The sequence below is a fragment of the Spiractinospora alimapuensis genome, from assembly GCF_018437505.1.
Classification (GTDB): domain Bacteria; phylum Actinomycetota; class Actinomycetes; order Streptosporangiales; family Streptosporangiaceae; genus Spiractinospora; species Spiractinospora alimapuensis.
This window is the reverse complement of sequence record NZ_CP072467.1, coordinates 2679279-2704601: the sequence shown is the minus strand read 5'-3', so window position 1 is coordinate 2704601 and position 25323 is coordinate 2679279. Positions and strand designations below refer to the sequence as shown.

General features: G+C 69.4%; 26 protein-coding genes. 16 read left to right on the top strand and 10 right to left on the bottom strand.

The window, feature by feature from the left end:
* Window positions 1-23: 23 nt before the first annotated feature.
* Window positions 24-2627 carry a bifunctional FO biosynthesis protein CofGH gene (locus tag J4H86_RS12340; protein WP_269134563.1) on the top strand — a complete coding sequence of 868 codons (2604 nt, stop codon included), beginning with the start codon at window positions 24-26 and terminating at the stop codon, window positions 2625-2627.
* A gap of 13 nt (window positions 2628-2640) precedes the next feature.
* Here the strand turns inward: J4H86_RS12340 and J4H86_RS27445 are convergent, their stop codons facing one another.
* Together J4H86_RS27445 and J4H86_RS27440 are read right to left on the bottom strand one after the other, a co-directional pair.
* A complete protein-coding gene (locus tag J4H86_RS27445) occupies window positions 2641-3165 on the bottom strand; it encodes a cation:proton antiporter (protein WP_330932524.1) in 525 nt (174 codons plus the stop codon).
* A 50-nt stretch (window positions 3166-3215) separates the two neighbouring features.
* Window positions 3216-4223 (bottom strand): cation:proton antiporter, encoded by a 1008-nt coding sequence (locus J4H86_RS27440; RefSeq protein WP_330932523.1) that lies wholly within the window; start codon window positions 4221-4223, stop codon window positions 3216-3218.
* Between the two features lie 183 nt (window positions 4224-4406).
* On the opposite strand from J4H86_RS27440, the gene J4H86_RS12330 reads away from it, so the two are divergent.
* From J4H86_RS12330 to J4H86_RS12315, 4 genes are all read left to right on the top strand, one after another.
* The gene (locus J4H86_RS12330; RefSeq protein WP_236543641.1) at window positions 4407-5018 is read left to right on the top strand and encodes a PadR family transcriptional regulator; all 612 of its coding nucleotides are present in this window, start codon (window positions 4407-4409) and stop codon (window positions 5016-5018) included.
* A gap of 269 nt (window positions 5019-5287) precedes the next feature.
* The gene (locus J4H86_RS12325; protein WP_236543640.1) at window positions 5288-5938 is read left to right on the top strand and encodes an NAD(P)-dependent oxidoreductase; all 651 of its coding nucleotides are present in this window, start codon (window positions 5288-5290) and stop codon (window positions 5936-5938) included.
* On the top strand, window positions 5935-6339 hold the full coding sequence (locus tag J4H86_RS12320) for an SgcJ/EcaC family oxidoreductase (RefSeq protein ID WP_236543639.1): 405 nt from the start codon (window positions 5935-5937) through the stop codon (window positions 6337-6339). Before J4H86_RS12325 ends, J4H86_RS12320 begins: the two co-directional genes overlap by 4 nt.
* Before the next feature lie 122 nt (window positions 6340-6461).
* On the top strand, window positions 6462-6848 hold the full coding sequence (locus J4H86_RS12315) for an MmcQ/YjbR family DNA-binding protein (protein WP_236543638.1): 387 nt from the start codon (window positions 6462-6464) through the stop codon (window positions 6846-6848).
* Here J4H86_RS12315 and J4H86_RS12310 read toward each other — a convergent pair.
* Together J4H86_RS12310 and cofD are read right to left on the bottom strand one after the other, a co-directional pair.
* Window positions 6845-8122, bottom strand: a complete 1278-nt coding sequence (locus J4H86_RS12310; protein ID WP_236543637.1) for a coenzyme F420-0:L-glutamate ligase — start codon at window positions 8120-8122, stop codon at window positions 6845-6847. The genes J4H86_RS12315 and J4H86_RS12310 overlap by 4 nt on opposite strands.
* Complete coding sequence (gene cofD / locus J4H86_RS12305) at window positions 8119-9099, bottom strand: 2-phospho-L-lactate transferase (protein ID WP_236543636.1); 981 nt, start codon at window positions 9097-9099, stop codon at window positions 8119-8121. Before cofD ends, J4H86_RS12310 begins: the two co-directional genes overlap by 4 nt.
* 211 nt (window positions 9100-9310) lie before the next feature.
* Here cofD and J4H86_RS12300 point away from each other — a divergent pair, with 211 nt between their 5' ends.
* Both J4H86_RS12300 and J4H86_RS12295 read left to right on the top strand, forming a co-directional pair.
* A complete protein-coding gene (locus J4H86_RS12300) occupies window positions 9311-10927 on the top strand; it encodes a hypothetical protein (protein ID WP_236543635.1) in 1617 nt (538 codons plus the stop codon).
* A gap of 172 nt (window positions 10928-11099) precedes the next feature.
* Window positions 11100-11387, top strand: a complete 288-nt coding sequence (locus J4H86_RS12295) for a WhiB family transcriptional regulator (RefSeq protein WP_236543634.1) — start codon at window positions 11100-11102, stop codon at window positions 11385-11387.
* Window positions 11388-12673: 1286 nt separating this feature from the next.
* Here the strand turns inward: J4H86_RS12295 and J4H86_RS12290 are convergent.
* Window positions 12674-13042, bottom strand: a complete 369-nt coding sequence (locus J4H86_RS12290) for a metallopeptidase family protein (protein ID WP_236544006.1) — start codon at window positions 13040-13042, stop codon at window positions 12674-12676.
* A 164-nt stretch (window positions 13043-13206) separates the two neighbouring features.
* Here J4H86_RS12290 and J4H86_RS12285 point away from each other — a divergent pair, with 164 nt between their 5' ends.
* The 4 genes from J4H86_RS12285 (at window position 13207) to J4H86_RS12270 (ending at window position 16898) form a co-directional block, all read left to right on the top strand.
* Window positions 13207-13587 (top strand): DUF3499 domain-containing protein, encoded by a 381-nt coding sequence (locus J4H86_RS12285; protein ID WP_236543633.1) that lies wholly within the window; start codon window positions 13207-13209, stop codon window positions 13585-13587.
* A gap of 41 nt (window positions 13588-13628) precedes the next feature.
* The gene (locus J4H86_RS12280; protein ID WP_236543632.1) at window positions 13629-14990 is read left to right on the top strand and encodes a phosphomannomutase/phosphoglucomutase; all 1362 of its coding nucleotides are present in this window, start codon (window positions 13629-13631) and stop codon (window positions 14988-14990) included.
* Window positions 14991-15188: 198 nt separating this feature from the next.
* The gene (locus tag J4H86_RS12275) at window positions 15189-15371 is read left to right on the top strand and encodes a Trm112 family protein (RefSeq protein ID WP_236543631.1); all 183 of its coding nucleotides are present in this window, start codon (window positions 15189-15191) and stop codon (window positions 15369-15371) included.
* 207 nt (window positions 15372-15578) lie between these two features.
* Window positions 15579-16898 carry a serine/threonine-protein kinase gene (locus J4H86_RS12270; RefSeq protein WP_236543630.1) on the top strand — a complete coding sequence of 440 codons (1320 nt, stop codon included), beginning with the start codon at window positions 15579-15581 and terminating at the stop codon, window positions 16896-16898.
* 82 nt (window positions 16899-16980) lie between these two features.
* On the opposite strand, the gene J4H86_RS12265 is transcribed toward J4H86_RS12270, so the two are convergent.
* Window positions 16981-17352, bottom strand: a complete 372-nt coding sequence (locus J4H86_RS12265; RefSeq protein WP_236544005.1) for a MerR family DNA-binding transcriptional regulator — start codon at window positions 17350-17352, stop codon at window positions 16981-16983.
* Window positions 17353-17690: 338 nt separating this feature from the next.
* Here J4H86_RS12265 and ahcY point away from each other — a divergent pair, with 338 nt between their 5' ends.
* The gene (ahcY, locus tag J4H86_RS12260) at window positions 17691-19127 is read left to right on the top strand and encodes an adenosylhomocysteinase (protein WP_236543629.1); all 1437 of its coding nucleotides are present in this window, start codon (window positions 17691-17693) and stop codon (window positions 19125-19127) included.
* Between the two features lie 30 nt (window positions 19128-19157).
* On the top strand, window positions 19158-20414 hold the full coding sequence (locus tag J4H86_RS12255; RefSeq protein WP_236543628.1) for an adenosylhomocysteinase: 1257 nt from the start codon (window positions 19158-19160) through the stop codon (window positions 20412-20414).
* 628 nt (window positions 20415-21042) lie between these two features.
* Here the strand turns inward: J4H86_RS12255 and J4H86_RS12250 are convergent.
* Window positions 21043-21396 (bottom strand): SH3 domain-containing protein, encoded by a 354-nt coding sequence (locus tag J4H86_RS12250; RefSeq protein ID WP_236543627.1) that lies wholly within the window; start codon window positions 21394-21396, stop codon window positions 21043-21045.
* Window positions 21397-21438: 42 nt separating this feature from the next.
* Window positions 21439-22248 carry an RDD family protein gene (locus J4H86_RS12245; protein WP_236543626.1) on the bottom strand — a complete coding sequence of 270 codons (810 nt, stop codon included), beginning with the start codon at window positions 22246-22248 and terminating at the stop codon, window positions 21439-21441.
* 99 nt (window positions 22249-22347) lie between these two features.
* Between J4H86_RS12245 and J4H86_RS12240 the strand changes: the two genes are divergently transcribed.
* Window positions 22348-23343: a stage II sporulation protein M gene (locus J4H86_RS12240; protein WP_236543625.1), complete on the top strand. Its 996-nt coding sequence runs from the start codon at window positions 22348-22350 to the stop codon at window positions 23341-23343.
* A 79-nt stretch (window positions 23344-23422) separates the two neighbouring features.
* Here J4H86_RS12240 and J4H86_RS12235 read toward each other — a convergent pair whose 3' ends face one another.
* Window positions 23423-23590, bottom strand: a complete 168-nt coding sequence (locus J4H86_RS12235; protein ID WP_236543624.1) for a hypothetical protein — start codon at window positions 23588-23590, stop codon at window positions 23423-23425.
* On the opposite strand from J4H86_RS12235, the gene J4H86_RS27630 reads away from it, so the two are divergent.
* Both J4H86_RS27630 and J4H86_RS12230 read left to right on the top strand, forming a co-directional pair.
* Entirely contained in the window at window positions 23528-23668 is a 141-nt protein-coding gene (locus J4H86_RS27630; protein ID WP_394356513.1) for a hypothetical protein, read from the top strand. The two genes, J4H86_RS12235 and J4H86_RS27630, sit on opposite strands and share 63 nt — an antisense overlap.
* Window positions 23646-23837, top strand: coding sequence for a DUF397 domain-containing protein (locus J4H86_RS12230; protein ID WP_236543623.1), 192 nt, complete (start codon window positions 23646-23648; stop codon window positions 23835-23837). Before J4H86_RS27630 ends, J4H86_RS12230 begins: the two co-directional genes overlap by 23 nt.
* Before the next feature lie 176 nt (window positions 23838-24013).
* Here J4H86_RS12230 and J4H86_RS12225 read toward each other — a convergent pair whose 3' ends face one another.
* On the bottom strand, window positions 24014-25318 hold the full coding sequence (locus J4H86_RS12225; protein WP_236543622.1) for a DUF58 domain-containing protein: 1305 nt from the start codon (window positions 25316-25318) through the stop codon (window positions 24014-24016).
* Window positions 25319-25323: the final 5 nt, after the last annotated feature.

Here is a 25323-nt window from a genome sequence, read left to right as displayed (position 1 = left end):
GGCCGCAGCATAGGGTCGCGGATATGAGTGCTTCTGGAATCGGGGACACGAAGCCCACTCCCACCGCAATGCGCCGGGCCCTCGCCCGCGCCACCGCCGGCAAGACGCTGGACACCACCGAGGCCGAAGTGTTGCTGCACGCCCGGGGGAGCGACCTGGACACGTTGCTGGACGTCGCGGGGCGCGTTCGCGACGTCGGGTTGGAGGCCGCCGGTCGTCCCGGAGTCGTCACCTACAGCCGCAAGGTCTTCATCCCCCTGACCCGCCTGTGCCGCGACCGCTGCCACTACTGCACCTTCGCCACCGTGCCCGGCCGCGTGGAGTCCCCCTACCTCTCACCCGACGAGGTGCTCGAGATCGCCCGCCGCGGAGCGGAGATGGGGTGCAAGGAAGCACTGTTCACCCTGGGGGACCGGCCGGAGGACCGCTGGGACGCCGCCCGGCAGTGGCTGGACGAGAGCGGGTACGACGACACCCTCTCCTACGTCCGCGCGATGGCGATTCTCGTCCTGGAGGAGACCGGCCTGCTGCCCCACCTCAACCCCGGCGTCCTCGGCTGGACCGACTTCCAGCGCCTGAAGCCCGTCGCCCCCTCCGTGGGGATGATGCTCGAGACCACGTCCGAGCGCCTGTACACCGAACGCGGGCAGCCCCACTACGGCAGCCCAGACAAGGACCCCGCGGTGCGTCTCCAGGTGCTCCGTGACGCCGGCCGGTCCAGCGTGCCGTTCACCACCGGCATCCTCATCGGCATCGGGGAGACCGTCGCCGAACGCGCCGAGTCCATCTTCGCCCTCCGAGGAGCGGCCAAGGAGCACGGCGCGATCCAGGAAGTGATCGTCCAGAACTTCCGCGCGAAGCCCGACACCGCGATGATGCACCGGCCCGACGCCGAGCTCGCCGAGCTCGCCGCCACCATCGCCGTCACCCGCGTCGTCCTCGGCCCCCGCGCCCGAATCCAGGCACCCCCCAACCTGATCGGCGACGACTACGCGCTGATGCTGCGCGCCGGAATCGACGACTGGGGCGGCGTCTCCCCCCTCACCCCGGACCACGTCAACCCCGAACGCCCCTGGCCACAGATCGAGGCACTGGCGGAGCGGTCGGCCGACGCCGGCTTCACCCTGCGGGAACGCCTCACCATCTACCCCGAGTACATCCGACGGGGAGAACCCTGGCTGGACCCCCGCCTGCTCGGCCACGTACGGGCGTTGTGCGATCCCGAGACCGGCCTCGCCGACGAGACCGCGATCCCGCGGGGACGCCAGTGGCAGGAGCCGGAAGCCGGCATGACGGCCTCCGGCCGCACCGACCTCCACGTGGGGATCGACGCCGAAGGCCGCACCGAGGACCGCCGCGGCGACTTCGACTCCGTCTACGGCGACTGGGAGGACCTCGCAGAACGCGTCGCCAAGGCGGACACCGCCCCCCGACGCACCGACTCCGAGATCCGCTCCGCGCTGCGCCAAGCCGAGCGGGACCCGGCCGGCCTGAGCGACGCCGACGCCCTCGCCCTCCTGCACGCCGACGGCCCGGAGCTGGAGGAACTCGCCACCCTCGCCGACGGGGTCCGCCGCGACACCGTCGGCGACGAGGTCACCTTCGTCGTCACCCGCAACATCAATTTCACCAACGTGTGCTACACCGGCTGCCGGTTCTGTGCCTTCGCCCAGCGCCGCACCGACGCCGACGCCTACACCCTGTCCATGGACCAGGTCGCCGACCGGGCCCAGGAGGCGTGGGACGCCGGCGCGAGCGAGGTCTGCATGCAGGGCGGCATCCACCCGGACCTGCCCGGCACCGCCTACTTCGACATCGCCAGCGCCGTGCGGCAGCGGGTGCCGGACATGCACGTCCACGCCTTCAGCCCGATGGAGGTCATGAACGGCTCCGCCCGCACCAACCTCTCGGTTCGGGACTGGCTCTCCCGCGCCCGCGAGGCCGGCCTGAGCTCGATCCCCGGCACCGCGGCGGAGATCCTGGACGACGACGTCCGCTGGGTCCTCACCAAGGGCAAGCTCCCCACCGCGCAGTGGGTCGACGTCATCACCACCGCCCACGACCTCGGGATCCCCACGACGTCCACCATGATGTACGGGCACGTGGACAGTCCCGCGCACTGGGTCGCGCACATCAAGCTGATCCGCTCCCTGCAACAACGCACCCTCGACCAGAACGGGCGTCCCGGCTTCACCGAGTTCGTGCTCCTGCCCTTCGTGCACACCAGCGCCCCCATCTACCTCGCCGGACTGGCCCGCAGCGGCCCCAGCGTGGCCGAGAACCGCGCCGTGCACGCCGTCGCCCGGCTCCTGCTCACCGGCACCATCGACAACATCCAGTGCTCGTGGGTGAAGTTGGCGGAGGACACCTGCCGGCAACTGCTCCAGGGCGGCGTGAACGACGTCGGCGGCACGCTGATGGAGGAGACCATCAGCCGGATGGCCGGATCTGACAACGGGTCCTTCAAGACCATCAGCGACATCCGCGCCCTGGTGGAGCCGACCGGCCGTCCCCTACGGCAGCGGGACACCCTCTACGGTCCGGTCACACCCGAAAGGCAGGCCGTCGCCGAGGAGCACGACGGAGTGGCCGAGAGCGTGCGCGGCCGGCGCCTGCCCGTGGTGTAGCGACGGGAGCCGCTCACTTCTCCGGTTGGGGCGGCTCCCGCAGGTCCAGCTCATGAATGAGGAGCTGGTAGGCGTCGTGGCTGATGTCGCCGTCACGGTACAGCGACGTGACGGCGTCCCGCTCGGCCTGGATCGTCTCCCGCTTGAGCTGTATCTGCTTGGCGTGCGTCTCCGCCGCGTCTTGCGGTCGCGTCGTGTCCAACAACTGGCGCGCGTTCTCCGCCTGACGGACGTGCATCTTCCGGGGCGCATCCGCCGTGTCCTCGTCCACCGAGCCTTCGGCGAGCAGCTCGTCGATGCAGGTGGCGGCGGCGGTGTGCATGCGTTCACGGGCGAGTGCCAGCTCGTAGCGGGTGTTGTCCTCGCTCGCGAAACCCAGTCGGCGGAGGAGGGGAGCCAACGTGGTTCCCTGTCCGACCAGGGTGATGATGACGACGATGCCGGCCAGCAGGATCAGGATGGGCCGCTCGGGGTACTTCTCTCCGTCCAAGGTGACCGGAAGAGACATGGCGATCGCGAGCGCGATCGCCCCCCGCATGCCGCTCCACCCGATCAGTAGGCGGGTGCGAAAGGGGCCCGGGTCGTACTTCAGTTTTCCCGGGAGATGACGCGTGAAGGGGTGACTATGGTCTCCCAGACCAGCCGGATCAGAATCGTGACCGTGGTGACGACGACAGCGGCCCAGATCACTTCGCTCGGCGCGTATGCGGTCCTGGCCTCCAGAACGGTGTGCAACTGGAGGCCGGGCAGAACGAAGAGGGTCGACTCCAGTAGTCGAACCAGGCCTTTCCAGATGGTGCGGCCCGTGACGCGGACACGCGGCGGGAGGAGCCCGTCCCCATGCACTCCCAGGTAGAAGCCCGCGATCACCGTAGCCAACACCCCCGAGAACCCGAGTAGATCGGCCGGAATGTAGGCGGCGAACGGAATGAGGAGCGACACGACCAGCTGTGTGCCGCTATCGCGGAACAGGGAGCGGAACCGCACCACCAACAGGGAGAAGATGACGCCGTACACGACGCCGCCGAGGACGACACGGAGGAGCTCAACGATGCCGTCCGCGACGGTCAACGGCGTCACCATCGCGGTAACGGCCATCGTGAACAGGGTCAGAGCGACCCCGTCATTGATGAGGCTCTCCCCCTCCAGCACCGTGACGATGTGCTGCGGTGCCCCCACCCGCTTCAGCACCGCGGACGCCGAGACAGCGTCGGTAGGAGCGACCGCGGCACCGAACGCGATCGCCATCGGCCAGGTCACCCCCGGCAACACCCAGTACACCGCCCCCGCGACCGCGAAAGCGACGAGGAGGGTCATGCCGACTGCCAGAGCCACGATCGGGCGTGCGTTGATTCTCATGTCACGTGGCGAGGAGAAGAACGCGGCGTTGTAGATCAGCGGCGGCAGGAACAGCAGCAGCACCATCTCCGGAGTCAGTGACAGAGCCGCGGTTATGTGGGGGATGAACCCCACGCCCAGACCGAGGAGCACAAGGAGGATAGCCGCCGGAACCCGCAGCTTGGCGGACAACAGTTGCCCAGCGATCACCAGCAACACGATGACCAGCCCGGCCAACACGTGATCCTCGGTCGTCATGCCCCACCCCCGCCCAACAGCGTCGCAGGTGCGGCGCCCACGAATCGGTAAGGAGCGATTCGTGTCGGACTACGTCACCGGTGGCCGATCGCGCGGTCGGGCGATAGTGCGTCTCGCATTATGGCAAAATGCCATATATATTTATTTAGGTTGTCGGTTCCACGCGGGGAGGTGGAGGAGCGGATGGGGTTCAGTAAGGCGGATCGTGACCTCGTAGGGTTGTCCGTACTGGGGCTCCTGCTGGCTGGACCCAAGCACACCTACGAGATGCATCGGATGATGGTGTGCACACGCAAGGACTTCGTGACCGGGCTGCCGCGCAGCATGTACCACGCGGTTGACCGCCTCCAGCGCGCCGGGCTCATCACCGCGGTGAAGACGGTCAGGGACGGTTCCACGCCGGAACGGACCGTGTACGCCATCACCGATCGCGGGGCGGCCGACGTTCGGGACCGCATCGAGCGCCTGATCGCCGGATTCGATCCCGACACCACGCTGCTTGCGGCGGCCCTGTCGTTCGTTGGCTGTCTGCCCCCGCGGCGCGCGACCGAGGCCCTGCGTCGGCGACGCGACGCCCTCGCTCAGCGGATAGAGGACCTGCGATCCGATCTGGGCCAGGCCAGGAACCACCTGCCCCGTGTCCTCTTCATCGAGACCGAGTTCGACCTCTCCGTCGCCCGGTCACAACATGCCTGGGTTCAGGACCTGGTGCGGGATCTCGACACCAATGCCCTCACCTGGCCCACCGATGTGGCACGACTGGTCGACGGGATAGCGGGAGGTAGCCAGGACTGACTCCACCACCAACGTTCCAGTAACAGGAAATGCCGCTGGCCGGAGCGCGGCAACGCTCCCACCAGCGGCGAGCCGCAACCACGAGAACAGGTCCCGCGTCAGCGACGCATGGGTATGCGCACTCCAGCCTAGACGCGTGGACCTCGCTCGTGGAATCACCCGCGACGCCGACCCCGGCGCCGCGACACGAGAGGGGACAGGGACACCATGCCCACCCAGAGCCAAGCCAGCCAACTCGGCCTCGCCGTCTCCGGGCAGGAGACCACGCCGTGACTCACCCACACCGGCTACTCATCATCGGAGCCAGCGGTCGAACCGGTCGCCTACTCACCCGGCTCGCCGTGGCCGACGGCTACGACGTCACCGTTCTCGTCCGTGATCCCGGGTCGCTGCGGGATGTCTCCGGGGTGCACCGGACAGTGGTCGGAGATGCCACCGACCCCTCTGCCGTCGCCGAAGCGGTCAACGGGCAGGACGCCGTCATCACCGTGGTGTCCGCGCCGGACCGCAAACCCAGCACCGTCGTCAGCGACGTCACCAGAACGCTGCTCACCGAGATGACCCGCGCGGGCGTGCGGCGTCTCGTCGTGACCAGCAGCAGGAATGTCGCCGCGACCAAGCCATGGCCCGTCATCGCGCCGATCAAATGGTTCTTCCGACACGTCTACGCCGACCTCGTTCGCGCCGAGGACCTGGTGTGGTCCTCCGAGCTCGACTGGACGATCGTCCGCGCGGTCATGCTCTGCGACGATCCCGCGCAAGGGCACGTCCACATTGATCGAGAACCGAATCCGACCGGGGGGCACTGGAAGCTGACCCGAGACGACTACGCCCGCGTGCTGCTCGACACCGTGCGCGACCCCGACACCACGCGTGTCGCACTCGGTGTCAACGGCCCCACTCAAGGCGGATCACGATGACCAACACATGGAAGCCCACCCTGGACACCCTGGCCGAGGCTTGGAACAACGGGGACGCGGCTCGCTACGCGGCACAGTTCACCAACGACGCCACCTACATCGTCTACGACGGTCGTCTGTTGGTCGGCCGGCAACAGATCGAGGACGTGCACCGGCGGTTGTTCACCGGTCCCCTACGGGGGTCCCGCATGACATCCACGGCAGCGGAGGGCGAGCCGGGCATGTCCTTTCGGTGGCTCGCCCCGGGAGTCGCCCACGTCCTGAGTGGCGGCGCCGTCCAGCTGTCCGGTTCCGAACTCACCCCCGACCGTGCATCCGTCGTCTCCTTCGTGCTCGTGGAGCGGCCCGAAGGATGGCGTGTGGCGGCGTTCCAGAACACAAGGAGTCCGGAGCGCCCCTGAGCGACAGTGGCGCGGGAGCTGGTGGGGCAGGCGTCGCCCCACCAGCGTGGGACATACGCGATGTCAGAGCCCCCAGGCAGAATCCGATGGACGGGCCGTGCCAGGAAAACATGGGGGAAGCGATGACACCGGAACAGTTCGCGGCGATGGCCTTGTGGTATCCCGAAGCGCAGGAGAGTGAGCCGTTCACACCCGACATCCCCGTGTTCAAGGTCTGTGGGAAGATCTTCGCCCTGATGGGTGTGGAGTCCGGCGCGGTTCCCTCGGTCAACCTCAAGTGTGACCCGGAACTCGCTCTAGAGCTTCGTGCCATCTACGCCTCTGTGCGTCCCGGATACCACATGAACAAACGGCACTGGAACACGGTGAGCCTCGACGGCGGTGTTCCCGATGACGAACTCGCCGAGATGCTCCGACACTCCTATGTCCGCACCTGTGCGGGTCTCCGCAAGGCCGATCGGGAACGTGTCCTCGCGGTCCTCGGCGAGGACGCACCACCCTTGCCTTAGCGACGCACCATGAAGTCGTCCGGATCACGCGGTGGGCGTTCGGTGGGGGCGACGGCGGGGTGGCCGACGGCGACCGCGCCCATGGGGGACCAGTTGTCCGGCAGGTCCAGGGCCTGGCGCACCACGTCGGGGCAGAACAGGGTCGAGGACACCCACGCCGAGCCGAGGCCCTCCACGGCGAGGGCGACGAGCAGGTTCTGCACTCCGGCGCCCATGGCGACCAGGAACATCGACCGTTCCGCCTCGGAGCGGCGCGCGTCCGGGTAGGGGTGGGCACCGTCGGCCACCAGGCACGGCACCACGAGGGTCGTGGCCTGGCGCAGTACCTCCCCGCGTCGGAGCCGCTTGCCGATCTGCTCCTCGGTGAACCCGTCCCCGCGTAGGTCCTGCGCCCAGGCCTCCGCCATGGCGTCCAACAGTCGCTTCTGGGTCCCGTCCGACTCCACGACCACGAACCGCCACGGCGTCGTGTGGTGTGGAGCGGGTGCCGTGACGGCGGCGGAGACCGCGCGCCGGATCGCATCGGGGTCGACCGGCTCGTCGGTGAAGGAGCGGACCGTCCGCCGGGCGAAGAGCACGTCGCGTGAGCCGTAGCGGAACAGGTCGTTCTCGGGGGAGCGCACCAACGCGGCCGCTCCCGGGCCGTCCTCGGCCGTGACCAGGTGGGCGAGCCCCCGGACGACGGCGGCGGGCACCTGGTCGGCCTTGCCTTTCACCAGTTCCGTGGCGCCGGCGATCTCGTCGGCCACCGCGTTCAGGGTGACCTCCAGGAGGTTGCCGTGTGCGTCCTGCCGTCCGCGATGGTCGGTGAGAGGGTCCAGCCCGGCGGCGCCGATGGCGATGTCGGTCTGTCCCACCCGCCAGGGCCGGCCGAACGTGTCGGTGAGGAGCACGGCCACGGACGCACCGGTGAGCTCCCGCAACCGCGCGCGCAGCCCACGGGCGGAGTCGTCCGGCCGCTCCGGAAGGAGCAATACCTCACCGGCGGCGACATTGGAGGAGTCCACGCCGGCGGCGGCCATCACGAGGCCTTGGCGGTTCTCGACGATGCGTAGGTCACCCCGACGGGCCACGACACGCACCGTCTCCTCGGCCACGGCGTCCTGCCGTGGCCCCGGGCGTGCCCGCCCCTCGGCCTTGCTGACGATCTTGGACGTCACCGCCAGAACGTCACCGTCCCGCAGCTCCACCCGCGCGGCGAGGATCTCCGCGAGGTCGTCACCGGGGCGGATCTCTGGCACGCCGTGGACGGGAAGGATCTGCAACTCGGTCACCGCGCGGCTCCCACGATCTTTCGCGCCATCGCGATCGCCTCCCGGGCGATGTCCGCGGTGGCGTCGTCATCGGTCATGTAGAGGGGACGGGACCGCACCGAGATCCCCGTGACTCCGGACGCGGCGACCTCGGCGTCGACCGTGTCCACGAGCCACCCGTCCAGGAGGTCGGGACCGTAGTGTTCGGCCACCGCCCGGGCGCTGGTCTCCACGCCGATCGCGGCGAGACACGCGTCGGCCATCCCCCGGACCGGTGCCGCGCCGATGATGGGCGAGACACCCACCACGGTCTTCGCGGCCACCGCCTCGCGGAGTCCCGGTACGGACAGGATCGTCCCCACGCTCACCACCGGGTTGGACGGCGGCAACAGCACGAAGTCCGCCTCCTCCAACGCCTCGAGGACCCCGGGTGCGGGGGCGGCTGCCTCGGCGCCGGCGCCGTAGATGGCCCGCGCCGGCAGCGCGGCGCGATGACGCACCCACCACTCCTGGAAGTGCAGGTCGCGCTCAGTGCCGTCGTCGTCGACCACGACATGGGTCTCGACCGGGTCGTCCGTCATCGGCAGCAGGCGCATCCCCAGATCCCAGCGTCGGCACAGGGATTCGGTGGCCGCCGACAGCGGCAGACCCTCGTTCAACATTGCCGTGCGCATGATGTGGGTGGCGAAGTCCCGGTCCCCCAGGGTGAACCAGAGGGACTCCTGGCCGTGCGCCGCGAGCTCCTCCCGGATCGTGAAGGTCTCATCGGCCCGCCCCCACCCGTTCGTGGTGTTGATCCCGTCCCCGAGGGTGTACATCACGGTGTCCAGATCTGGACACACTCGTAGTCCGAACAACGTGATGTCGTCCCCGGTGTTACCGACAACTGTGATGGTGGTCGCGTCGGGGCCGCCCCCGGTTCCGTCGGCCACGGCCTTCCGCAGGCCTCGCAGGAACCGGGCGCCCCCGATACCGCCCGCCAGTACGACTATCCGCATGCGGACAAGTCTGACAGGGTGGGCCGGGTGGCCGCGGCATCGCGACCAACCCGCGACCTATCCCCCGACCGTCGCAGGGTAATGTGCCGCGAAGGCGTCCGATAGCTACGCTCTTGGGCGATATGCCGGCGCCGATACACCAACCCGCACCGCACCGGACACAACGACGCTTGCACCAATGTTGCGGGGGAAGCGGAGGGGAGAGCCGCTCATGATGAACGAATCTATTCAGCGACTGAGGGAGCCCGCGGCATGGGTTCTGCTCGGCGCGGCCGCCGCGAGCATCCTGGGCAGCGCCTTCAGCTCGGGGTCCGCGATCGCCTCCGTTGGGCTGACGACCGTGATGTTGCTGCTCGCGGCCGTGCTGCTCATGGTCACCGCCCCGGTGAAGTCCCCGCGTGTGTTCATTGTGGTCCTGGTGGCCATGATCCTCACCGGTATCGGTGTTCTGTCCGGCGTCGTCGGTCTCGTTATGGGGATCGTCAACAACGAGACGTTCCCGGTCATCATGTCCTCGTTGTTCCACTCTCTGTCCAACATCGCCGTCCTCGGACTCAGTGGGTACTTCCTGTTCCTGGTGTTCAGTGACAACAACCTGGTCCCCCGCACCTCGGACAGCGCCGTGCCCGGCATGCCTCCGATGCACCCGACGGGTGCCCAGCCCCCCATGGGCGGCATGACCGGGGCCCAGCCGGCCTTCGCCACCGGAGCCCACATGATGGGACAGAGTCCCACCGGGGGCCAGCCCGGTTACGGGTACCCCGACCCCGCCAACACCGGGCAGGCCGCCATGACGGGGCAGAACGCCACCGGCGCCCACTACGCTGCGGCACCCGGGCAGCCGGACCCCGCACACACCGGTACCGGTGGGCAGGTCCCCGGCGCCCAGTGGGGCCAGGACGCCGCAACCAGTGGGCAGTTCGGGAACCAGGGCCACTTCGACCCCTCGCAGGCGATGCAGGCCGCGCCGGCCAACCAGACCGGGCAGGGCAACCAGGTGCCGCAGAGTCCCACTGGCGGCCAGCCGGCCCAGGAGCAGGACGGGTACGTCAAGACCGAACAGATCTCCTACCTGCCGTCCGGTCCGTCAAGCGACCAACAGCAGACGCAGCAGGCCTACCCGGCCGCCACTCCGAGCACCGGCTACCCCGCCGCGCAGCCTCCGGCGGACACCCCGGGCGGCTACTCGACCGGCGGCTACCCCGGATACGGCCAGGCCGACCAGGGCGTCCCCCACCCCCCGGCCGGTTACCCCACCGGTGGCCACGCCGCGCAAAGCGCGTTCGCGCCCGACCCCGCCAACACCGGGCAGGGCTACTCGACCGGGGGCTACGCGGGCTACGGCCAGAGCGACCCCAACGCGGCGAGCAGCTACAGCGGCACCGCCTACTCTGGGCAGCCCACCGGGGAGAACCCCGCGCAGACCGGGCAGGGCTACTCGACCGGCGGTTACCCCGGTTACGGGGCGGACGCCCAGCAGTCGGCGTCCTACGCCCAACCCGCGCAGGCCTATCCGGGATACGGACAACCTGATTCCAGTCAAACCGGGCAGGGCTACCAGACCGGTGCCGCCGGATATCAGTCGGCGTACCAGGCTCCGGCACAACCGGCGCAGACCGCTTTCGGTCAATCCGCGCAGCCGGCTCAGGCGGCACAGCCTACGCAGGGTGGCGGCGAGCTGGACGCCACCATGGTCCATCCACCCCTGAACTCCAACGCCTCAACGCAGGCCTGGCCTGCGGCGTCGTCCTCCAGTGACGCGCAGAACGCGGCGCAGGGCGACAACGGCATGGACCTCCCCGCAGGGTGGTACCGCGACGAGAAGTGACGAGTTGTCCGTAACTCGCCCGGGCGCGGTCAATCAGGTTTTCCGATATCCGTGCGCTGCCGACGTGCCGAGCTTGACGTAACGAGGAATGGGCGCGTGTAATTTCGGGGTGTAACTAACCCCTGGGGGTTCGATATGGGGGGTACATCGAGGGGGCGATGAGGAGGTGCGCATGGGGGAGCTCATCCCGTTGGCGCACGGTCCGGAAGAGGATCTGGGCTGGCAAGAGCGCGCCCTGTGCGCGCAGACCGACCCTGAGGCGTTCTTCCCGGAAAAAGGCGGGTCAACCCGAGAAGCCAAGAAAGTTTGTCAGTCATGCGAGGTTCGGGCGGAGTGCCTGGAATACGCCCTAGAGCATGACGAGCGCTTCGGGATCTGGGGTGGCCTGTCCGAACGAGAGCGGAGACGTCTCAAGAAGGCGGCTGGCCAGGACTTCGAACTTCTGGATGGCATGCTCTAGCGAGAATGGGAGCACGTGTGCAGCGGCACACGTGCTCCTTCGTGTGCTGTCCGAAATTGGTTCATCCCGCTCCCTTCGGACGAATCACCGGGGCATCGGGAATATCCATTCCCTATTTCAGTCACCATTATACGAACGCGCGTTCGAATGGCAAGGGCGGGTGTCGCGTCGCGCCCATGTGGAGGCGCGTGCGGTGACCAGGTCGCGATGGGCCGCTCCCTGATCGGGGTTCGCTTTCTGTGGGCGTCCCGTGGGGCCACGTCGGCCCGCTCGGGCGCGTAGTCCCGTCGCCGGCCGGCGAGGAAGCCGGCGTCGCCCGTCCGTGACGCATCGCGACTCGTGGCCAGACGGAGTTGGGGGCATCCCACGTCGGCCCCGGTGCGCACGGTAGTGCCTGCTCCCGAAGGTCACGCGACACGTGTCTCGTACCTGGTGCGTGGTCGGGGGAACGATCCACCGGGCCGATCTCGAGCCCCGGCCGAGGTGGCCCGGTATGAGCCGCTCTGGGCCCAGTGGGCGCGGGAACTGGTGTCGCTCGTCCCTGGCCGTTCGCGACTCGCGGATCGCCCGCGTCGCGGTCAGCGGCGTCCCAGCGACGTCGACGCCCGGATGTCGCCCCGCGTAGGGCAGTGCCCACGGCGGCGGTCGTGCGGCTCCCGCGTGTGGGGCGTGGTGGGCAGGGTCGCCCGACTTGGTGCGCTCTCGAGCCCCGGTCATGGGCGGCCGGCACGAGCCGCTCTGGGGGCCCGGCGGGGACGGCTTCGTGCGTGTCACGTTCTACGGTCCGGTGGAGCGGGGTACCGCGGCACGGAGCCCCGATGGCGGGGCATCAGGGGGAGTGTCCTTGGAGGCTTTCGGTTGGGGGAGTGGCCGTCCGGGGCGGCGGCTTCTGGTTGGCCATCCGAAGGAACCGACGCGGACGAACGTCATCCAGGCGGCCGCGAGCCTCGAGAACTCCCCCAGAACAGGGTGGTTCAGTAGGCCGACGAGGGGGAGTTCGCCCGCTGTCGCCCTGGCCCCGCCACCCGGTGCGCACGGAAGTGTCGCCTCCACGGTCACCCGACACGTGGCTCGTACCTGGTGCGTGGTGAGGGGTGGAGGAACGATCCACCGGGCCGATCTCGAGCGCCGACCGCGTGGCCCCGAGCGCCGGCCGCTTCGGACCCCCCGTCACGGTCGACCCCGATGGTCGCCGCATCAGGTACCCGTGGGCAGGCGTGACTGAAGGGCCTCTTGGCGGGCAGGCCGCCGAGGTGGGGGGCGTTCGCCCGCCGTCGCCCCCGTGGCTACGCCTCGGGGTCCACGGTTTCCGGTTCCAGCCCGAGTAGGGACGCGACCTCTTCCACGACGCTGTCGTAGACGAGCTCGGCCTTCTCCTCGGGGTCGCTGGTGCGGATCTCCACCGGACGGCGGTAGATCACGATCCGCGCTCGGCCCGTCTGCCGCGCGACCTCGGAGCGCGCGAACGGGATCCCGTCGTCCGCCGTCGCCGCGGGCGGTACGATCGGGACGTCTTCGACGACGAAGTCGATCGTCGACAACTCGCGAGACCATCGCGGTTTGAGCCGCTCGACGGCTTCCTCGACGAGATCCTGGAACGCCTGCGCCCGGGTTCGCGCCACCGGGAGCTCAGCGGGTGTGAGTGGGCCACGCAGACCTCGGCCGTGTCGGTCGCGGTAACGTGCTCGCTTGGTCCTGGGACGGTGCACCTGTCGCACACTTATGAGCCTAGGCCATCAGCGACGATTGCGCAGCCCCAGGCGATGGTCACTCGTGAGATGCTGGCGAAGGTTCCTGGAAGCGGCTACGGTGGGTGTCTGTGAGCGTTGTTCGACGCTGTTCCCGCACGGCGTGCCGGCATCCCGCGGTCTGCACGCTCACCTACGTCTACGCGGACTCCACTGCTGTGGTCGGTCCACTCGCGACCCACGTGGAACCGCACTGCTACGACCTCTGCGCTCCGCACGCGGAACGGCTGACGGCCCCGCGCGGCTGGGAGATCCTGCGGCTTCCGCTGGAGTCGGATCCCACGCCCGCCAGTGACGACCTGGAGGCGCTGGCCAACGCGGTGCGCGAGGCGGCCCGTCCTCCGGAGGACTCCGGGGTCGAGTCTCGGCCCTCCAAACGGGGCCACCTGCGGGTGGTGCGTTCCGGCGAGGCGGATCCGCAGTCCGGGGGAGTTTCCTACCCGGCAGAATGACGTCACGCCGCCGCGACGACACCCAATCCACCGGAGTTCTCTTGCGCGATCTCGGTCCCATCTTCAAGGCCTATGACGTCCGCGGCGTGGTCCCGGACGCGCTCGACACCGACGTGGCGCGTGCCATCGGCGCCGCTTTCGCCGACTTCAACGAGCGGGCGCCCGTCGTGGTCGCACACGACATGCGACCGTCCTCCCCGGCGCTGGCCGCCGCCTTCGCCGAGGGCGCCGCCGACCGGGGGAGCGACGTCACCCGCGCCGGCCTGGGATCGACCGATCTGCTGTACTTCGTCGCCGGGCACGAGTCGATGGCCGGGGCGATGTTCACCGCCAGCCACAACCCGGCCCAGTACAACGGCATCAAGATGTGCGGCCCCGGCGCCACCCCAATCGGAGAGGAAACCGGCCTCACGCGGATCCGTGCCCTCGCCGAGCGGGACCTCCCGCCCGTCGATTCGCCCGGCACCGTGCGTGACCGGGACTATCTCGCGGACTACGCCACCTACCTGCGCTCACTGGTCGACCTCAGCGACATTCGGACCCTGCGGGTCGTGATCGACGCGGGCAACGGCATGGCGGGCCACACCGTGCCCGCGGTGTTGGGGGACGCCGTCGGTGCCGCGCCGCCGCTGAGTGTCGATCCGCTGTACTTCGAGCTGGACGGCACCTTCCCCAACCACCCGGCCGACCCCATGAACCCCAAGAACACCGAGGCGTTGCGGCGACGGGTTCGGGACTCACGAGCCGACCTGGGCCTCGCCTTCGATGGCGACGCGGACCGGTGCTTCGTGGTGGACGAGCGGGGAGAACCGGTGCCGCCGTCGGCGATCACCGCGCTGGTGGCGACCCGCCAGCTCGCGGTCGAGCCGGGCGGAACCGTCATCCACAACCTGATCACTTCCACGGCCGTGCCCGAGATCGTGCGGGAACACGGTGGGACACCGATCCGGACGCGGGTTGGTCACTCCTTCATCAAGGCACGGATGGCCGAAACCGGCGCCATCTTCGGTGGGGAGCACTCGGGTCACTACTACTTCCGGGAGTTCTGGCGCGCCGACACCGGCATGTTGGCCGCGCTGCACGTCCTCGCCGCCCTGGGACACAGCACCCGCCCCCTCTCCGAGCTCGCCGCGGAGTTCAGCCGCTACAGCGCCTCCGGCGAGATCAACTCCGAGGTCTCCGACCAGGCGGAACGCACCGCTGCGGTCCGTTCGGCCTTCGCGGGGGAACCAGGGGTCGAGATAGACGAACTCGACGGTCTCTCCGTGCTGTTCGGCGACGGGAGCTGGTTCAACCTGCGCCCCTCCAACACCGAGCCCCTCCTGCGGCTGAACGTGGAGGGCGCGGACGAGGAGACCATGCGGTCGCTCCGGGACCGCGTACTGGAGATCGTGCGCGCGTAGAACGGGCGGAACGCCGTAGGCCCCAGTGGTCCGCGGCCGGTCGTCCGCTGGGGGAGAGGGAGCCCCTCGAACCACGGAGGATGGGGCTCTCGAGGGCCAACGGGTCCGCCGAAGGGGACCGTCCGGGAAACAACGCTGTGAACCGGCCTGGCCTTCGCGCCTACAATGGCACTGACATCGCACTTCAGGGATACAAATATGAGCGCACAGATCGACGACTGGCTGCTGGACATCCTCGCCTGCCCCAAGAGCAGGGCTCCGCTCCGGCTGGACAGCGAGGCCGAGGAGTTGGTCTGCGACGAGAGCGGGCTCGCCTACCCCATCCGGGACGGGATTCCGGTCCTGTTGGTGGAGGAAGCGCGCGTCGTCAACGAGGCCTGACGCCGCGAGGCCGATCACGCGGCGCACCCCCGTGCCGGTATAGGCCATCCCTCGCCGGCGGCTGTCGCCCACCGCGGCGAAGCATTACGGTGGGACCGGCGTCCGGAGCGACTCTTTCGAAGATCCGGTACGGTGTCGGACAGTCGTGGGTCGGCTACCGCACCCGGCCGCATCGCTGGTACCAGCGCCGTGTCCTGGAGGATTCAGATGTCCGAGCCCGACCCCCTCTCCACGACCGACCCCTTAACGCTGGGCAACTACAGCCTGCTGGGTCGGCTCGGTAAGGGCGGCCAGGGGATCGTCTATCTGGGGCGGGACGAGCACGGCGAAGATTACGCCATCAAGGTACTGAACGAACAGTGGTCACAGGACGCCGAGCTCCGTAAGCGGTTCGAGAAGGAGGTCAGGGCCGCACAGAAGGTCCAGGCCTTCTGTACCGCCGCCATCCACGAGGCCGACCTCGAGGGCGAGCCGCCGTTCGTCGTCAGTGAGTACGTCCCCGGTCCCTCCTTGCAGGAAGCGGTGGCCTCCGAGGGTCCGCGACGGGGTGCCTCCCTGCAGCGTCTGGCGATCTCCACGGCGACGGCGCTGGTCGCGATCCACCAGGCGGGCATCGTGCACCGCGACTTCAAGCCCGGCAACGTGCTGCTGGGGCCGGACAGCCCGCGGGTTATCGACTTCGGGATCGCGCGGGTCGTGGACGGCAGCGCCACCATGACCGGCTCGATCATGGGCACGCCGTCCTACATGGCCCCCGAGCAGATCGAGGGCGGCAACGTCACCGACAAGGTGGACGTCTTCGCGTGGGGCTGCGTCATGGCGTTCGCCTCCACGGGGAACGCGCCGTTCGGCGCCGACAGTGTTCCCGCCGTGGTGCACCGAGTGGTCAGCGCCAATCCGGACCTGTCCGGTGTTCCCGACTCGCTGCGCCCGACCGTCGAGGCCTGCCTGGACAAGGACCCCAACCGTCGCCCGTCGGCGAGTGAGTTGCTGATGCGGTTGTTGGGGCATGACACCGGCAACGCCGCGCCCTCGGCCGACGAGGCGGTCGCCGAAGGGGAACGTGCCTCCCAGCGGATCTCCCGCGCCGACCTTCCCGGCACGCACCCTCCGCACGGACCCACCGGCGGCCACATGCCGCACACCGGCCCGGGGGCCACGATGAGCGGGCCGCAGACCCCGCCGCCACCGCACCCGATGACCGGGGCGCACGCGCCGATGCCGCCGCCACATCCACGGACCGGCCCGCAGGGGCCCTACACGCCGTATCCGCCGCCGCACGTGACCCAGCAGCCCATGCGGCCCATGCCGCCGCCACAGCAACAGCCCACCGGGTGGCAGCCGGCCATGGGGCGTCCTCCGGCGCAGCACATGGCGCCGCCGGGTCAGGCCCCGCAGCCTCCGCAGGCGCCCCAACCGCCGCAGTCCCACGACCCCGTGTTGTCGCAGGGGTGGGTGCTGCCGGCCGTCTTCATCGCGATCATCATCCTGCTGCTGCTGATCATCCTGATCGTCTTCGCCAGTTGACCCTCGCCGGCGCGCTCCGCTCAGCGCTCTCCCCGGCATCCCGCCCAGGGCGCCGGGCGCGGACCGCCGGGGCGTCGTGGACTCACCGTGGTTGGGAGCGTTCCGAGAGCAGACGCAGCGCCTTCTGCTTCTCGAAGTCCAGGGCGCGCGTCGGCGGCGGTCGCAGCCGGCCCACCCGTTCCCCGTAGGCGCGGACCCGCGCCATCGCGCTGGGGTCGGCGAGGATCTGGAGTGCGAAGTCCAGTGCGGTGGGCGTGATGTCGTAGTCGTGCTCCATCCGCAGCCCTTCCTCGATGGCGGACAGGTCGCCCTCGGAGAAGCGCCGGTGCCGGTGTCCCCGCCCGCTGGGCAGCTCCTTGGTGCGGGGAAGGAGGCCGAGACTCTCGCGGTAGCGCAGCATCCGTGGAGTGGTGCCCAGGCGAGCCGCCGCGTCCCCGATCGGGACCTCGCCCACGGCCTGCGGTGTCCCGCTTGAGGCGGCCGCCGCGGGCTCCCGGCGCTCCGGCTCCGGGCCCGGGGCGGCTGGTCCCCGCGTCGTGCCTGGTCCGGTGGGACGCGCCGTCCGTTCCGCGATCCGCCGCGCCGCCTCCTGGGGAGTGTCCCTCGTCGCCCGCTCCATACGGCAAATCTAACAAAGTACTGTCAAGTTGTTCGACTCGCGGGTGTGGGATCAAGGGATCCGGCTCTAGACTCACGATGTATCCCAGCTTCAACGAAGATCCACACCGGCTCGGTGGCGCTACCGCGGACCGCCGGGGGCGCGCGTGTGCGATCGGAGGAGAGTAGAAACGCATGGCATTCGACTACAAGGTCGCCGATCTGTCTCTGGCCGAGTTCGGACGTAACGAGATCCGGCTGGCCGAGCACGAGATGCCGGGCCTGATGGCCACGCGTCGCGAGTACGGCGACTCCAAGCCGCTCCGTGGCGCCAAGATCATGGGCTCCCTGCACATGACGATCCAGACCGCGGTCCTGATCGAGACCCTGGTGGAGCTGGGCGCCGAGATCCGCTGGGTGAGCTGCAACATCTTCTCGACCCAGGACCACGCCGCGGCCGCCGTGGTCGTCGGCCCCAAGGGCACCCCCGACAACCCCCAGGGCGTGCCCGTCTTCGCCTGGAAGGGCGAGACGCTCGAAGAATACTGGTGGTGCACCGAGCAGGCGCTGACGTGGCCCGACGGTGAGGGCCCCAACATGATCCTGGACGACGGTGGCGACGCCACGATGCTCGTCCACAAGGGCGCCGAGTTCGAGAAGGCCGGCGCCGTGCCGGACCCCGCGACCGCGGACTCCGAGGAGTTCCAGGTCGTGCTGAAGCTGCTGCAGGAGTCCCTGAAGAAGGACTCCAAGAAGTGGACCACGATCGCCTCGCGGATCAAGGGCGTCACCGAGGAGACCACCACCGGTGTGCACCGCCTGTACGAGATGCATAACGAGGGCAAGCTGTTCTTCCCGGCGATCAACGTCAACGACTCGGTCACCAAGAGCAAGTTCGACAACAAGTACGGCTGCCGCCACTCCCTCCCCGACGGCATCAACCGTGCGACCGACGTGCTGATCGGTGGCAAGACCGCCGTCATCGCCGGCTACGGCGACGTGGGCAAGGGCAGCGCCGAGGCGCTGCGCGGCCAGGGCGCGCGCGTCATCGTGACCGAGGTCGACCCCATCTGCGCCCTGCAGGCCGTGATGGACGGGTACCAGGTGCTGACCATGGAGGACGTCGTCGAGACGGCCGACATCTTCGTCACCACCACCGGTAACTTCAACATCATTACCGCCGACCACATGTCCCGGATGAAGCACCAGGCCATCGTCGGCAACATCGGGCACTTCGACAACGAGATCGACATGTTCAACCTGGAGCGGATTCCAGGGATCAAGAAGCTCGAGATCAAGCCGCAGGTGCACGAGTACCAGTTCCCCGACGGCCACAGCATCCTCGTGCTGTCCGAGGGCCGGCTGCTCAACCTGGGCAACGCCACCGGGCACCCCAGCTTCGTCATGTCGAACAGCTTCACCAACCAGACGATCGCGCAGATCGAGCTGTTCACCAAGACCGATGAGTACCCGATCGGCGTCTACACGCTGCCGAAGATCCTCGACGAGAAGGTCGCGCGGCTGCACCTCGACGCGCTCGGCGTGAAGCTCACCGAGCTGAGCAAGGAGCAGGCCGCCTACATCGGTGTGGACGTGGCGGGCCCTTACAAGCCGGAGCACTACCGGTACTGATGGGCACCGACACCCCGCGCGGGACGGCTCATGGCGTCCCCGCATGACGTCGCGGACCTCGGCCTCGCGGAGGCCGGGGTCCGCCGTATCGAGTGGGCGGCACGGGCGATGCCCGCGTTACGCCGGATCAGGGAACGGTTCGTCGAGGAGCGCCCCCTGGAGGGACTTCGCGTCGCCGCCTGCATGCACGTGACCGCGGAGACCGCGAACCTGGTGCGGGTCCTGCGGGAAGGCGGTGCCGAGGTGGAGTTGGCCGCCTCGAACCCGCTCACCACTCAGGACGACACCGCCGCGGCCCTGGTGCGCGACGTCGGAGTCGCGGTCTACGCCCGTTCCGGGCTCTCCGCGACCGACTACGAACGCAACCTGCGCACCGTCATCGACGGTGGCCCCCACCTGCTCCTGGACGACGGCTGCGACCTGGTGGACCTCATCCACGTGGAGCGGCCCGACCTCCTCCCGGGATTGATCGGTGGCTGCGAGCAGACCACCACCGGAGTGATCCGGCTACGCCGGATGGCGGCGGAGAACGCGTTGCGGATCCCGATGGTGGCCGTCAACGACACCGCCACCAAGCGCATGTTCGACAACCGGTACGGCACCGGGCAGTCCACCCTGGACGGCATCATGCGCGCCACCAACACCCTGTTGTCAGGGCGCACCCTCGTCGTCGCCGGGTTCGGGTTCTGCGGGCGCGGCCTCGCCGAACGTGCCCGGGGGATGGGGGCCCGCGTGGTCGTCACCGAGGTCGACCCCGTCAAGGCCCTCGACGCGGCGATGCAGGGCTACACGGTGCTGCCCATGACGGAGGCGGCCGCCCACGGCGACGTCTTCGTCACCGTCACCGGCAACCGTGACGTGATCCGCGCCGAGCACATCGCCCGCATGCAGGACGGCGCGATCCTCGCCAACGCCGGCCACTTCGACGTCGAGATCGACCTCCCCGGGCTGGAGGCCCTCGCCATCGACATCCGCCGCGAGGTCCGGCCCCAGGCCGACGAGTACGTCCTCGCCGACGGGCGGCGTGTGATCCTCCTCGCCGAGGGACGCCTCGTGAACCTGACCGCCGCCGAGGGCCACCCCGCCGCCGTCATGGACCAGTCCTTCGCCGTCCAAGCCCTCTCCACCGAGTGGCTCGCCACCGGCACCGAACTCGCCCCCGGTGTCCACGACGTCCCCGACGCGATCGACACCGAGGTCGCCCGCCTGGAACTCGGAGCCATGGGGCTCCAGATCGACACCCTCTCCGACGAACAGATCGCCTACCAGCGCTCCTGGCACCACTGAGCCCCGGCGGCGCCTCACCGGGGCCGTCGTAGTGGGGTCACGCTTCGCGCGCCGCAAACCCGGCGGGTGCGCGCCCGGGGGAGCCGGGAGCGGCAGACCTCTCCCCACGAAGGCCGCGCTGCGTGCGGCTCATTCTCTTGGCCACGTTGGCTGGCCTTTGGGTGGTGGTGACGGGCTTGGTCATGGGTTCGGCCATTGCCCGGCGCCCTGTTTGCGGTGGTGGGCGAAGGCGGAGCCATCGCCCCAACGCGCTTCGCGCCTTGCTTCTCCTTGGGACCGTTACCTCTCGCGCATCGTGTGGAGATGCCTGGCGGGCACTGTTTGGCATGTGGGTCTTTGTGGCCGGCGAGCCGTCGACGTATGAGGTCCGTACGGCGCGGGGCGGATCGCCTGGGTGACCCTGGTCGGGTGGGCGAGAAAGTCGCCCACCCCGGTAGGGCCCCGGGCGATCCCCGGTGCCCCGCTTCGCCACGAACTCGGCGAGGCCGGGTCCCTCACCCAGGTTGCGCGGTCGGGGGAACTGCGGCCCTCGGAAACGTCGGTGTCACCCCACAAAGGTCGCGCTGCGCGCGGCTTATTCTCTTGGCCACGTCGGCTGGCCTTGGGGGTGGTGACGAGCCTGGCGCCGTCAGTCCTCGCTGTTGCGGAGCACGGTGTGGGGGACCCAGCCGGCGTGGCCGTCTCTGTTGGTGCACCAGCTCCACCCCGACTCGGGGTCGTCCTCGTGCACGGTGAGCTCGTCCTGAGCTGAGACGGGGAGCTCTCGGGTGTTGTAGGCGGTGACGACCGTCGTGGTGGGGCGCTCGGTGCCGAGGTGGCGTTCGGGGACCCAACCAGTGCCGGAGGCCGTCGTGACGAACACGAAGGCCGGCCATGTGGTGTCGTTCTCGCCCACCTCCGCGACGTCGCCGGGGGCGATCCGAAGCGCCGGACGGGTGGGGATCTCGTGGTCGGCGATGGCGACGACGTGGACAGGGGACACGGTTTCTCCAGGGGGCGGTGTCGGCGTGAGAGGGGAGTGGGCTCAGCCGCGGTCCTCGCGGCGGGCGGTCATCTCGGTGAGGCGCGTCTGCTCCCGCCGGCGGCGCTCGGCGAGCACGGCGGACAGGAACTCCACCGGGCTCGTGTTCGGTGGGGGAGGAGGGGTGACGCGGCGGGCGACGGCCATCGCGACCTGGACTCCCATGGTGTGCCGGGCGGGGTCCACGAGTTCGTTGTAGCGCTGCACGTACTGCTGGGCCATGGCCAGGCTCTTGTCGTCGATCTGCGACAGCTCCGCGGTGGCCGCCCAGTGGACCATCCGGTCCGGCATCGGGACCGTGCCGGTCGTGCGGCTGGGGGCGCGTTCCTGTACGACGATCGTCCCGCCGAGGAAGTCACCGATACGGCGCCCGTTGGGGTTCAGCAGCGACGTGATCAGGGCGACGACGCCGAAGGTCATCCACAGCTCGACCAACCCCGTGAGGGCGCGGGCCAGGGCTTGCCGGAAGCGTTCCGGGGACCCGTCGGTGCCCACCACCCGAAGGCCCAGGGCGGCCTTGCCCAGGCTGCGGCCGCGGGTGAGCGTCTCGCACAGTGTCGGATAGCCGATGATGACCAACACCTGCAGCGCCGTGAGGATCGCGGTGATCGAGGCGCCGCTGACGGCGGTCGCCGTGAGGACCGCGCCGAGAACGATCACACAGAACAACAGGATCGCCTGCACGGCCACGTCGATGGCGATCGCGACCATGCGGGTCGCGAACCCCGCCGGAGGGAGATCCAGGACGACAGCGTCCCCGGTGACCACCGGCTCCTGCTCCGGGCCACGATCGTGCGCCCATGTTTCGGACACCCTTGGTCCTCCACCCGTTGTACCGCAATCCGACCATTCCAGTCTGGCCCATCGGCGGCACTGACGGGTAACACCGAGCGGCCAAGTAGAGTCAGGTGCGTGGATCTCGACCTGTTCGTCGCCGCGAACCGACGCGACTGGGACCGCCTGGACAGCCTGACCAAGCGCCGTCGTCGCCTCACCGGGGCCGAGGTCGACGAGCTCATGGAGCTGTACCAGCGTGTCTCCACCCACCTTTCGGTCGTCCGTTCCGGCGGACTGGACCCAGCCCTCGCCGCACGGCTGTCGGGGCTGGTCGCTCGGGCCCGCGCCGCGATCGTCGGTGGTCACGTGTCCGCGTGGCGCGAGGTCGGCCGCTTCTTCACCGAGACGTTCCCGGCCGCCGTCTACCGGCTGCGCTGGTGGTGGCTGACAGCCGGAGCGGCGTTCATCCTGTTCGCGACGGGCGTCGGCGCCTGGGTGGCGCGAAACCCGGACGTGCAGGCCGCGCTGGCCACGCCCGACGAGATCCAGAACCTCGTGGAGCACGAGTTCGCCAACTACTACGTCGAGTACGACTCCGCCGCCTTCGCCGCCCAGGTGTGGACGAACAACGCGCTCGTGGCGGCGCAGTGCCTTGTGCTCGGCGTGTTCCTGATGCTTCCCGTGCTGTACGTGCTCGCGCTCAACGCGGCGAACGTGGGAGTACTGGGCGGGTTCATGTTCGCCAACGACAGGGGCGACATCTTCCTCGGCCTCCTCCTCCCACACGGCATGTTGGAGCTCACCGCGGTGTTCGTCGCCGCCGGAGTGGGACTCAAGGTGGGGTGGAGCCTGATCGAACCCGGGGCGCGCACCCGAGGCCGAGCCCTGGCCGAGGAGGGCCGCTCCGGAATCGCGGTCGCGCTCGGTCTCGTCGCGGTGCTCTTCGTCTCCGGCCTCATCGAGGGCTTCGTGACCGGCTACGTCCACATCACCTGGCTCCGCATCTCCATCGGCGCCGCCGCCCTCGGCCTGTTCCTGGTCTACGTCTTCACCCTCGGCCGCACCGCCGCCCAACGCGGAGTCAGCGGCGACATCATGGAACGCCCCGCCAACGCACCCGTGGTGGGCTGAGCGAGGTCGCGCTGCGCGTGGCTCAAGATTCTTTGGCGGCTTTGGTTGTTCGTGGTGGTGGGTTGCTGGCCCTGTGGGTTTAGCTGGTGGTGAGTTTGGCGGTGATGGTGTGGTGGGTGTGGAATTTGAGGGCGCGGACACACGGGGCACCGTTGCCTACGTGGAACACGTCACCGAGGGCGAGGTGTTCGACGCACCAGGAGTCGTTGATGAGCTGAGCAACCTCTTCGGCCAGCTTCAAGGCCAAGCGCTCTCACCATCAGACTCTCACACGCTCATACTCAGGATCCTTGGAGAAAGCTATGACGACGTGGCACACCAGTAGCTACAGCTACAGCTACAGCTACGGCAATGGCGGAGACTGCGTCGAGGTCGCCGAAACCCCACACACAGTCCTCGTCCGCGACACCCAGCACCGCCACCTCGGCCACCTCACCCTCCCCGCCACCGAATGGCAAGCCTTCCTCGACGCCGTCCGCCGCGACGAACTGTGACCCACCGCCCAACGAAAGAGACCAAAGCAAAAAGGCCACGCGCTCCGCGTGACTCCCGCCGCTAGGCCTCTGGTTGCTCGTTGGCGCCACTTCCTGGCCTGGTGCGTGGTCGGTGCCACCGAGGGGGGAGGGTGCGTCAGGGGCCTATCGCCGAGGAACGGTCCTTCTGACGCGTCTCACAACCGGCCCGCGGCCTTGAGTTCTATGTAGGCGTCGGCGAGCGCGGGGGCGATCTTGTCGGGTGGGGCGTCGATGACCTCCACGCCGTGGCGTTGGAGTTCGGTGGTGAGGCGGCGGCGTTCGGCGCGGGTGTGTTCGGCCGCCGCGGCCTCGTAGACGCTGCGGGCGTCGCCGCGGCCTTGGGCCATCTCGTCCACGCGCGGGTCGGACACCGCCGCCACCAACAGCAGGTGACGGGCGGTCAGGGCCGGCAGACGCGGGAGGAGGCCGTCCTCCAGGGCCGCGGCGTTGAGGTCGGTCAGGAGCACCACGAGGTGGCGCTGCTTGGGTTGGCTGGTGAGCACGCTGGTCACCAGTCCGGGGGCGTTCAGCTCCAGCAGTTCGGGCTCCAGCGGGGCCATCGCCCGGACCAGGGCCTCGACGCCGCTACCCCGGCCGTGCGCCTCCACCCGGGCGCGGGGTTGTCGGTCGTAGGCGAGCATGTCCACTCGGTCGCCCGCCTTCGCCGCCAGGGTGGCGAGCAGCAGGGCCGCGTCCATCGAGTGGTCCAGCCGGGGGGTGTCCCCGACCCGGCCCGCCGAGGTCCGGCTCGTGTCCAGGACGAGCAGGATCCGCCGGTCCCGCTCCGGTCGCCAGGTCCGCACCACCATCGACGTCGAACGCGCGGTGGCCCGCCAGTCGATCGAGCGCACGTCGTCGCCGGGGATGTACTCCCGCAGCGAGTCGAACTCGCTGCCCTGCCCCCGGACCAGCGCCCGTTGCTGGCCGTCCAATTCCCGCAGCCGCGCCAACTTTCCGGGGAGGTGTCGGCGACTCTTGAAGGGTGGGAGGCCCCGCACGGTCCACTGCGCCGCGTGGGTGGCCTGCCGGGCACCGAGCCCCAGCGGCCCGAGGCTGCGGATCGTCACACCGGAGGCGTGCTGGTCCCCCCGCCGGGACGGGGTCAGCGTCATCCCGACGGCCCGCCGCCGCCCCGCCGGGACGTCGACGGTGTGGGTGCGCGGGGTCGCGTGCGCACTCGGTGGCCACGCGTCCCGCACGACCGCCCGCAACCGGCGCCCGGACTCGTTCACGACGACGAGGCGCACCGACGCCGACTCACCCAGCCGCACCGAGCTGTCACCGTCGTGGGTCAGCCCCACCCGTCGGGGACTGGCCGCCAGCGCGGTGTCGAGCAGAATCAGCGCCACCACCACGCCGGTGAGGCCCAGGAAGACGCCCCAGCCGCCCAACGGTGCGAGCAGCCACGCAAGGGGCGCGGACAACACCGCGAGGAGTACGGCCCTGCCGGTGATCGCCACAGCGG

Excerpts from the sequence above, each read along its gene's own strand:
- J4H86_RS12340 (WP_269134563.1), top strand. The coding sequence starts at position 24 with ATGAGTGCTTCTGGAATCGGGGACACGAAGCCCACTCCCACCGCAATG.
- J4H86_RS12255 (WP_236543628.1), top strand. The coding sequence starts at position 19,158 with ATGGCGTCCCCGCATGACGTCGCGGACCTCGGCCTCGCGGAGGCCGGG.
- J4H86_RS12275 (WP_236543631.1), top strand. The coding sequence starts at position 15,189 with ATGAGCGCACAGATCGACGACTGGCTGCTGGACATCCTCGCCTGCCCC.
- J4H86_RS12320 (WP_236543639.1), top strand. The coding sequence starts at position 5,935 with ATGACCAACACATGGAAGCCCACCCTGGACACCCTGGCCGAGGCTTGG.
- J4H86_RS12295 (WP_236543634.1), top strand. The coding sequence starts at position 11,100 with ATGGGGGAGCTCATCCCGTTGGCGCACGGTCCGGAAGAGGATCTGGGC.
- J4H86_RS12230 (WP_236543623.1), top strand. The coding sequence starts at position 23,646 with ATGACGACGTGGCACACCAGTAGCTACAGCTACAGCTACAGCTACGGC.
- J4H86_RS12330 (WP_236543641.1), top strand. The coding sequence starts at position 4,407 with ATGGGGTTCAGTAAGGCGGATCGTGACCTCGTAGGGTTGTCCGTACTG.
- J4H86_RS12315 (WP_236543638.1), top strand. The coding sequence starts at position 6,462 with ATGACACCGGAACAGTTCGCGGCGATGGCCTTGTGGTATCCCGAAGCG.
- J4H86_RS12270 (WP_236543630.1), top strand. The coding sequence starts at position 15,579 with ATGTCCGAGCCCGACCCCCTCTCCACGACCGACCCCTTAACGCTGGGC.
- ahcY (WP_236543629.1), top strand. The coding sequence starts at position 17,691 with ATGGCATTCGACTACAAGGTCGCCGATCTGTCTCTGGCCGAGTTCGGA.
- J4H86_RS27440 (WP_330932523.1), bottom strand. The coding sequence starts at position 4,223 with ATGACGACCGAGGATCACGTGTTGGCCGGGCTGGTCATCGTGTTGCTG.
- J4H86_RS27445 (WP_330932524.1), bottom strand. The coding sequence starts at position 3,165 with ATGCGGGGGGCGATCGCGCTCGCGATCGCCATGTCTCTTCCGGTCACC.
- cofD (WP_236543636.1), bottom strand. The coding sequence starts at position 9,099 with ATGCGGATAGTCGTACTGGCGGGCGGTATCGGGGGCGCCCGGTTCCTG.
- J4H86_RS12300 (WP_236543635.1), top strand. The coding sequence starts at position 9,311 with ATGATGAACGAATCTATTCAGCGACTGAGGGAGCCCGCGGCATGGGTT.